4 protein-coding genes are annotated in these 9,020 nt (G+C 71.4%); 1 reads left to right on the top strand and 3 read right to left on the bottom strand.

Annotated elements, in window-relative coordinates; translation table 11 throughout:
• The first annotated feature begins 6 nt into the window (after positions 1-6).
• The gene (locus AC3A6R_RS17730; RefSeq protein WP_487865065.1) at positions 7-6,291 is read left to right on the top strand and encodes an autotransporter-associated beta strand repeat-containing protein; all 6,285 of its coding nucleotides are present in this window, start codon (positions 7-9) and stop codon (positions 6,289-6,291) included.
• Between the two features lie 30 nt (positions 6,292-6,321).
• Here AC3A6R_RS17730 and AC3A6R_RS17725 read toward each other — a convergent pair whose 3' ends face one another.
• Genes AC3A6R_RS17725 through AC3A6R_RS17715 form a run of 3 tightly spaced genes read right to left on the bottom strand, consistent with a single transcriptional unit; the run spans position 6,322 to position 8,987 of the window.
• Positions 6,322-7,290, bottom strand: coding sequence for a tripartite tricarboxylate transporter substrate-binding protein (locus tag AC3A6R_RS17725; protein WP_487862111.1), 969 nt, complete (start codon positions 7,288-7,290; stop codon positions 6,322-6,324).
• Between the two features lie 19 nt (positions 7,291-7,309).
• A complete protein-coding gene (locus tag AC3A6R_RS17720) occupies positions 7,310-8,017 on the bottom strand; it encodes a fumarylacetoacetate hydrolase family protein (protein WP_487862110.1) in 708 nt (235 codons plus the stop codon).
• A 4-nt stretch (positions 8,018-8,021) separates the two neighbouring features.
• Positions 8,022-8,987, bottom strand: coding sequence for a Bug family tripartite tricarboxylate transporter substrate binding protein (locus tag AC3A6R_RS17715; RefSeq protein ID WP_487862109.1), 966 nt, complete (start codon positions 8,985-8,987; stop codon positions 8,022-8,024).
• Positions 8,988-9,020: the final 33 nt, after the last annotated feature.

Genomic DNA, 9,020 nt, shown 5'->3' with positions numbered 1-9,020 from the left:
TTGAACGTGGCGCAGACGGCCGGCGGCCAGTTCGGCGCGGGCCTGTACCGGCTCATCAACTACACCGGCACGCTGACTGACAACGGCCTGGACGTCGGCACGGCGCCGACCGACGCGAGCAACCTGCAGGTGCAGACCTCGGTGGCGCAGCAGGTCAACCTGGTCAACTCCGACGGCGTGGCGCTCAACCTCTGGGACGGCAACGACAGCGCGAACATCAACGACGGCAAGATCGCCGGCGGCGCAGGCACCTGGCGCGCGGGCAGCCCGGGCGACAACTGGACCGACGCGGCCGGCACGATGAACGGCACCTGGAAGCAGGACGGCTTCGCGATCTTCACGGGCACGGCCGGCACCGTCACGGTCGACAACAAGGGTGCGGGCGGCGCGGTGCGCATCGGCGGCGCGCAGTTCGCGGTCGACGGCTACAGCATCGTCGGCGACGCATTGACCATCAGCGCACCGGCGACGGTTGTGCGCGTGGGTGACGGCACAGCCGCGAGCGCGGGCATGACCGCGACCATCGGCGCGTCGATCGGCGGCACGGGTGGCCTCGTGAAGGAAGACGGCGGCACGCTGATGCTGAGCGGCGCGAACTCGTACACGGGCGGCACCACCGTCAACGGAGGCACGCTGCAGATTTCGGCGGACAACAACCTGGGCGCGGCCGGCACTGCACTGGCGCTCAATGGCAGCACGCTGCGCGTGGCCGCGGGTGCCTCGACGGTGGCCTCGGCGCGTGCCATCACGCTGGGCGCGGGCGGCGGCACCTTCGAGATGGCCAGTGGCGATTTCGAGTCGAACGGTTCCATCGGTGGTGCCGGCGGCCTCACCGTGCGCGGCGCGGGCGGCACCGTGTCGCTGAACGCCGCCAACACCCACGCCGGCGGCACGCTGCTGCAGGACGGCGGTGCGGTCGTCGCCAGCGTGGACGGCGCCTTCGGCAGCGGCGACGTGCGCCTTGAAACCACCGATACGCAGTTGGCGTTCACCGGTTCGGCCAGCGCCGGCAGCACCCGCTTCACGGTGGGGCGCGCCAGCAGCACCGACAGCCGCAACCTCATCGGGTTCGCGCAAACCGCCTCGGCCGGTGCAGCCCGCATCGACCTGCATGGCCAGGGCTTCACGAGCGGCAACTTCAACGGGGCCCTGTTCGGCGAAGCGAGCACGGCCGGCAACGCGACCATCGACAACCGGGGCGCGGTCGTCGCCTTCAGCGACGCGGCCAGCGCGGGCAATGCAAGCATCACCGTGGGTGCGGACAGCCTGTTGGCCTTCGCGTCCAAGGCCTCCGCAGGCACGGCCAAGGTCGCCAACCAGGCCGGCGGCCTGGTGTACTTCGCGGGCACCGCGTCCGCGGGCAGCGCGTCGATCACCAACGCCGCGGGCGGCACGCTCGACGTGTCGGGCATCACTGCACCGGCGGGCCTCGCGATCGGCTCGCTTGCGGGCGGCGGCGCGGTGGTGCTCGGTGCCACGCGGCTGACGCTCGGCGCCACCAACGCGAACGACGCGATCTCCGGCACCATCTCCGACAAGGGCAGCCTGTTCCCGCAGCCCGGCACCGGTACCGGCGGCGCCATCGTCAAGGTGGGCAGCGGCACGCTGACGCTCACGGGTGCCAACAGCTACACTGGCGGCACCACGGTGGCGGCCGGCACGCTGAGCGTGAACAACGCGAGCGGCAGTGCCACCGGCACGGGCGCCGTGCAGGTGCAAAGCGGCGCGACGCTGACCGGCAGCGGCACCATCACCGGTGCGGTCACGGTCGGCAAGGGCGGCATCCTGGCCGCGGGCAACAGCCCCGGCACGCTGACGCTCGGCGCGCTCTCGCTCGCCGGCGGGTCCACGCTGAACTATGAGCTTGGCCAGGCCGGCACCGTCGGCGGCACGCTGAACGACCTGGTCAACGTCAACGGCAACCTGCAGCTCGACGGCACGCTCAACGTCACGGAGTCGGCCGGCGGCAGCTTCGGGCCGGGGCTGTACCGCCTCATCGGCTACACCGGCACGCTGACCGACAACGGCCTGGACATCGGCACCGCGCCGAGCGCGCCGGGCGACCTGCAGGTGCAGACCTCGGTGGCGCAACAGGTCAACCTGGTGAACCGCGCGGGCCTGTCGCTCAACTTCTGGGATGGCGGCGACGCCAGCAAGTACAACGACGGCCAGGTGGCCGGCGGCAGCGGCACCTGGCGTGCCGGCAACCCGCAGCCTTCGCTCGACGGCTGGACCGACATGGACGGCAAGCTCAACGCGAACTGGGCACAGGACCAGTTCGCCGTCTTCGGCGGCGCGGCCGGCACGGTCACGGTGGATAACGGCGGCGGCGCGGTGCGCATCGCGGGCGCGCAGTTCGCGACCGGCGGCTACGTGGTGCAGGGCGATGCCGTCGAGCTGGGCAATGCGAGCACCGTGGTGCGCGTGGGCGACGGCACGGCCGCGGGCGCGACCATGACGGCGACCATCGGCGCCGCGCTCACCGGAACCGGCGGCCTCGCGAAGGAAGACGCGGGCACGCTGGTGCTCGGCGGCGCCAACAGCTACAGCGGCGGCACGCGCGTCAGCGGTGGCGTGCTGCAGATCGCCGCCGACGCGAACCTCGGCGCCGCAGCCGGCGCGCTCTCGCTCGACGGCGGCACGCTGCGCGTGACCGGCGACACCAGCAGCGCGCGCGCCGTCACGCTCGGCAAGGCGGGCGGCGCATTCGATGTCGATGCGGCCCGCACGGCGGCGCTGACCGGCGCACTCACCGGCACCGGCGCCCTGCGCAAGGCCGGCGCCGGCACCTTGCAGCTGAGCGGCGCCAACGGCTACACGGGCGGTACCGACGTGGCCGCAGGCTCGCTCGAAGCGCTGGCGAGCGGCGCGCTGGGCACCGGACCGGTGTCGGTGGCCGGCAAGGCATCGCTGGCGTTCGGCAACACGGCCGATGCGGGCAAGCTGACCATCACCGCCAACAGCGGTGCCGTGGTGGCGTTCCGCGATGCGTCGAGCGGCGGCAATGCCACCGTGGTGAACAAGGCGGGCGCACAGCTGCGCATCGATGGCCTCAGCGCCGCGGGCACGAGCATCGGCTCGCTCGAAGGCGCGGGCCAGGTGCTGCTCGGCGCCAAGGCACTCACGCTCGGCGGCCTCGGCGGCAACGCCACGCTGTCGGGCGCCATCAGCGGCACGGGCGGCTCGATCGTGAAGGTGGGCGCGGGCACGCTCACGCTCGCGGGTGCCAGCAGCTATACCGGCGGCACCACCGTCAGCGCCGGCACGCTGAGCGTGAACAACAAGAGCGGCAGCGCGACCGGCAGCGGCGCGGTGCGGGTGCAAGGCGGCGCGACGCTGGCCGGCAGCGGCACCATCGCCGGTGCGGTCACCGTCGCCAAGGGCGGCATCCTGGCCGCGGGCAACAGCCCCGGTACGCTGACGCTCGGCGCGCTCACGCTCGCTGCGGGCGCCACGCTCAACTACGAGCTCGGCCAGGCCGGCGTGCCCGGCGGCGCGCTCAACGACCTGATCAACGTAGGCGGCAACGTGCAGCTCGACGGCACGCTCAACATCGCGCAGTCGGCGGGCGGCACCTTCGGGCCCGGGCTCTATCGCCTGGTCAGTTACGGCGGCACGCTGACCGACAACGGCCTGGACATCGGCACCGCGCCGGCCGGCACCAAGGCGGCCGACCTGCAGGTGCAGACCTCGGTGGCCCAGCAGGTCAACCTGGTGAACCGCGCGGGCCTGTCGCTCAACTTCTGGGATGGCGGCGACGCCAGCAAGTACAACGACGGTCAGGTGGCCGGCGGCAGTGGCACCTGGCGTGCGGGCACCCCGACGCCATCGATGGACGGATGGACCGATGCCGATGGCAAGCTCAACGGCAACTGGGCGCAGAACCAGTTCGCGGTGTTCGGTGGCAAGGCCGGCACAGTGACGGTGGACGGCAGCGGCGGTGCGGTGCGCATCGCGGGCGCGCAGTTTGCGGTCGACGGCTACGAGGTGCAGGGCGACGGCATCCGCATGGACGGTGCCAACACCGTGCTGCGCGTGGGCGACGGCACAGCCGCGGGCGCGGACATGACCGCCACGCTGAACGTGGCGCTCTCGGGCACCGGGGGCCTGTCGAAGGAAGACGCAGGCCGGCTGATCCTGGGCGGCGCCAACACCTACAGCGGCGGCACCACCGTCAAGGGCGGCGTGCTGCAAGGCAGCGCCGCGAGCCTGCGCGGCAGCATCGTCAACAACGCCGAGGTCGCTTTCGACCAGGACAAGACCGCCGGCACCTATGCCGGAACGATGAGCGGCACCGGCAAGCTGCGCAAGATCGGCGCCAGCACGCTGACGCTCGCAGGCGCCAACAGCTACAGCGGCGGCACGCTGGTCGATGCGGGCACGCTCGCCACCGACACCAGCGGTGCGCTCGGCACGGGCGCGGTGGGCATCGCTTCGGGCGCGGTGCTGCAGTTCGGCGGCAAGGCCGACGCAGGCACGCTCGCGATTTCGAACGAGGGCACCCTGGCGCTGCAGGACAGCGCAATGGCCGCGGACGCGAGCGTGAGCAACGCGGCCGGCGGCCAGGTGCGCATCGACCTGGCGGCCACCGGGACGAGCATCGGCTCGCTCGGCGGCGCGGGCGACGTCGTGCTCGGCGCGAAAATGCTCACCACCGGCGCGCTCGGCGGCGACAACACGATCTCGGGCGCGATCAGCGGCGCGGGTGGCTCGCTCGTGAAGGTTGGCGCGGGCACGTTGACCTTGTCGGGCAGCGCGACCTACAGCGGCGAAACGCGCGTGGCCGCGGGCACGCTCGCGGCCGGCGCAGCCAATGCCTTCAGCGCCGCCTCGAGCGCGGTGGTGGCCAGCGGCGCGACGCTCGACCTCGCGGGCCACAGCCAGCAGATGGCGGGCCTTGCCAATGCCGGCACGGTCTCGCTGGTCGGCAGCGTACCGGGCACCACGCTCACACTCACCGGCCCTTACGTCGGCAACAACGGCGTGCTGCGCCTCGGCGCCAAGCTCGACAACCCGGGCATCGCCGACCGGCTGGTGCTCGACGGCGCCGCAGCCACCGCGAGCGGCCAAACGACCGTGGAGGTCACCAACCTGGGCGGCCTGGGCGCGCGCACCAGCGGCGCGGGAATCGAGGTGGTGAGTGCGCTCAATGGCGCCACCACCACGGCGCAGACCAGCAAGGACGCCTTCGCGCTCGCGGGTGGCCGCGTCGACGCGGGCGCGTTCGAGTACCGCCTCTACGCCGGCGACAACAGCGGTGGCGGCGAGAACTGGTACCTGCGCACCGAGGCCGAGCCGGGCGCCGGCCTGCCGACCTACCGCGCCGAGGCGTCGCTGTTCGGCGCGCTGCCGAGCCAGCTGCGCCAGAGCGATCTCGGCATGCTGGCCAACCTGCACCAGCGCATCGGTGACGACGACGTGCGCGGCAGCCCGGGCGCGTCATCCAGCGCGGCAAGCGGCCATCGCCGCGCCTGGGGACGCCTGATCTCCACCGACATGGACATCCGCCAGGGCGGCACCGTGTCGCCGCACAGCGAAGGCCGCGTCACCGGCCTGCAGGCGGGCACCGACCTGCTGGCTACGCCCGACTGGCGCGCCGGCATCTACGTCGGCCAGCTCGAAGGCGACACCCAGGTGCGCGGCTTTGCGAGCGGGCTGCTCAACACGGCCGCCGGACGCAACGACCTGCGCAGCCAGTACCTCGGCCTCTACGGCACCTATGCCGGTGAAAGCGGCTTCTATGCCGACGTGGTGCTGCAGGCCGGCCGCCACCGCTACACGGTGCAGCCGCTGGCGGGCGCGGGCGCATCGGGCAAGGGCAACAGCCTGCTGGCCTCGATCGAGGTGGGCAAGGCATTTGCGCTCGGCGCGAGCGGTTGGTCGATCGAGCCGCAGCTGCAGCTGATCCATGGGCGCCAGCGGCTGGACGACGTGTCGATCGCGGGCGCGGTCGTGCAGCAGGATGCCGACAGCGGCTGGACCGGCCGCGCAGGCGTGCGGGTCAAGGGCAGCTTCGCCACCGGCGCTGGCACCTTGCAACCCTACGGCCGCTTGAACGTGTACCGCAGCGCCAAGGGCAACGACGTTGCGCGCTTCGTGAACCCTGCGGCGATCACGCCGGTCGGTGCGCCCATCGGCGGCACCAGCACCGAGCTGGCCGCGGGCTTCACCCTGGCGGTGAGCCAGCGCACCAGCCTCTACGGCGAGCTCGGCAAGCTCTGGGCCTCGGGTGGGTCGGCGCGCGTGGGCAGCTCGGTCAATGCGGCTGCGGGGGTGCGCGTGAAGTGGTGAGCGTGGGCGTTCACGGCGAGCGCATCGCGCTCAGGACTCCGCCGTGAAGCCGATCTCCTTGGTCAGCGTGCGCCATTCCTTCGTGTCGGCCTCCAGCATCGACGCCAGCACCTGCGGCGTGGAATGGGCGACGTCCACGCCCGACTGCTGGAGAAACGCCGCCAGCGCGGGGTCGGACAGCGCGGCGTGCACCTGGGCCTGCGCACGGCGCTGGGTCTCGGCGCTTGCCCTGGCCGGCAGGTAGACGCCATACCATTCGCGCGCCGTCATGGCGACGCCCTGCTCGCGGAACGTCGCCACGCCGGGCGCGAAGCTCGAACGCGATTCGCCTGACACGGCGATGAGGCGCAGCTTCCCGGCCTGCACCTGGGGCAGGTAGTTGCCGACGGGCCCGGCGGCGGAGGCGATCTGCCCGGCGACCACGTCGTTGATGGCGGCGGCGGTGCCCTTGTAGGGGACCGGCTTCAGGTCGAGGCCGGTCTGCTGGTTGACCACCGCCACGACGAGGTGCGGCATGGAGCCCAGGCCCGGTGTGCCCGTGTTCGCCTTGTCGGGATTCGCCTTGACCCAGGCCACGAAGTCCTTGAGGCTCGTGACGCTCGCAGGGACGAGCGGGCCCACGGCGAGCGCGTGGTTCGTGTGGCAGACCAGGGACACCGGCATCAGGTCCTTCGCCGGGTCGTAGGGCAGCTTCTTGAACGTGAAGGGATACATCGCCAGCGCCGACGAGTGCGTCAGCAGCAGCACGCTCCCATCGGCCGGCGAGTCCTTGACCTGCGTGATGGCGATCTGGCCGGACGCGCCGGGCCTGTTCTCCACCAGCATGGCCGGCGCGTAGCCGCCGCGCATCTTGTCGGCGAGCCGCCGGGCCATGACATCGGTGAGGCCGCCGGGCGTGAATCCCACGAAGATGCGCGCGGTCTCGGGCTGCTGCCCGAAGGCGGGAAGGATGGGCGCCGTAGCGAGGGCCGCGGCCACGAAGTCTCTTCTGTTCAACATGTCGGTGTCTCCAAAATGGTCAGTTCACGCGCACCCGGATCTCGCCCAGCCCGTCGATGCGGCCGGTCATGAGATCCCCCTTCGCCACCGCGCCGACCCCCTCGGGGGTGCCCGAGAAGATCAGATCGCCGGGCTGCAGTTCGAACAGGCGCGACAGCGCCGCCACGATCTCGTCCACGCTCCAGATCAGCTGGGCCAGGTCGGCCTGCTGTCGCGGCTCGCCGTTGACTTCGAGCGCGATCGCGCCGGTGGTCAGCACGCCTGTCGCATCGATCGGATGGATCGGTCCCATCGGCGCAGAGGCGTCGAAGGCCTTGCCCGTTTCCCAGGGCTGCCCCGCGCGCGCGGCCGCCTGCTGCAGGTCGCGCCGGGTCATGTCGAGGCCGACGGCGTAGCCGAAGATATGGCCGGCCGCCCTTTCCTTGGGGATGTCGCGGCCGGCCTTGCCGATCGCGACCACGAGTTCGATCTCGTGGTGGCAGTTGGCGGTCTCGCTCGGGTAGGCGAAGGACGCCTCGCTGTCCGCAACGGCCTCGACGACCGCGTCGGCCGGCTTGCAGAAGAAGATGGGCGGCGAGCGCGACGGGTCGTGGCCCATCTCGCGCACGTGGGCCTCGTAGTTGCGTCCGATGCAATAGACGCGGCGGACCGGGAAACGCGCGGCGCTCCCCGCGATGGCGACGGAGACGACGGGTGGGGGCTCGAAGGCGAATAAGGGTTTCTGCACGGGCTCACTCCACGGAGATGTTGCGTTCCTTGACCAGGCGCGCCCACTTGTCGCGTTCCTCGCTGATCAGCGTGCGCATCTGTTGCGGGGTGCTCGTCGTGATCGCGGCGCCGCGCCCGCGCATCACCTTGGCCACCTCCTCGGATTGCACGGCCTTGACCAGCTCCGCATGCAGCCGCTCGGCCACCGCCGGTGGCACGCCGGCGGGAGCGATGAAGCCGAACCAGATGTTGTCTTCGAATCCCGGGATCGTCCTGGCGATCGGCGGGATCTCGGGCGCCTGCGCCGAAGGCTTGCCGCTGGTGACGCCGATGGCGCGCAGTTTGCCGGACTGGATGAAGGGCAGTGCGACCGGCAGGTTCTCGAACGCCATCTGGATGTTCCCTGCCATCAGGTCCTGCATCGCGGGGCCACTGCCGCGGTAGGGCACGTGCGTGATCTCCAGCTTCTCGGCGCGCGCCAGCAACTCGCCGTTGAGGTGGGCGCTCGAACCGGTGCCCATCGAGCCATACGACACCTTGCCGCCTTGCTGCTTCATGTAGGCGACGAGTTCCGCCATGTTCTTCGCGGGCACGGATGGATTGACCACCAGGACGTTCGGCAGCGTGATCGCGAGCGTCAGCGGCACCACATCCTTCAAGGTGTCGACCTTCATGTCCTTGTAGAGCGCCGGATTCACGGTCATCACGCTCGCGGGAACCATGCCGATCACGCTGCCGTCGGGCTTGGCGTTCGCAATCTGCTGCAGGCCGAGCACCCCGTTGGCGCCGGGCTTGTTCTCGACGATGACTGTCGTGCCCATGTTCTGCGCAAGCACCTTGCCCGTGAGCCGAGCCAGGGTGTCGGACAGGCCGCCCGGCGGATAGGGCACGACGATGGTGACCTGCGACGGTTGTGCCAGGGCGGGCATCAGTGCGGACAGGCCAGCGTAGGCGAGCGCGGCGAGCGCCGCGCGGAGGAACGATCTCATGGGTGTCTCCTGTTGTGATGTACGAAAAGTGGG

The sequence above is a fragment of the Variovorax sp. Soil_C_19 genome, from assembly GCF_057657255.1.
The sequence above is the reverse complement of the archived record's forward strand: the minus strand, read 5'-3'. Positions and strand labels throughout refer to the sequence as shown.

Excerpts from the sequence above, each read along its gene's own strand:
- AC3A6R_RS17725 (WP_487862111.1), bottom strand. The coding sequence starts at position 7,290 with ATGTTGAACAGAAGAGACTTCGTGGCCGCGGCCCTCGCTACGGCGCCC.
- AC3A6R_RS17715 (WP_487862109.1), bottom strand. The coding sequence starts at position 8,987 with ATGAGATCGTTCCTCCGCGCGGCGCTCGCCGCGCTCGCCTACGCTGGC.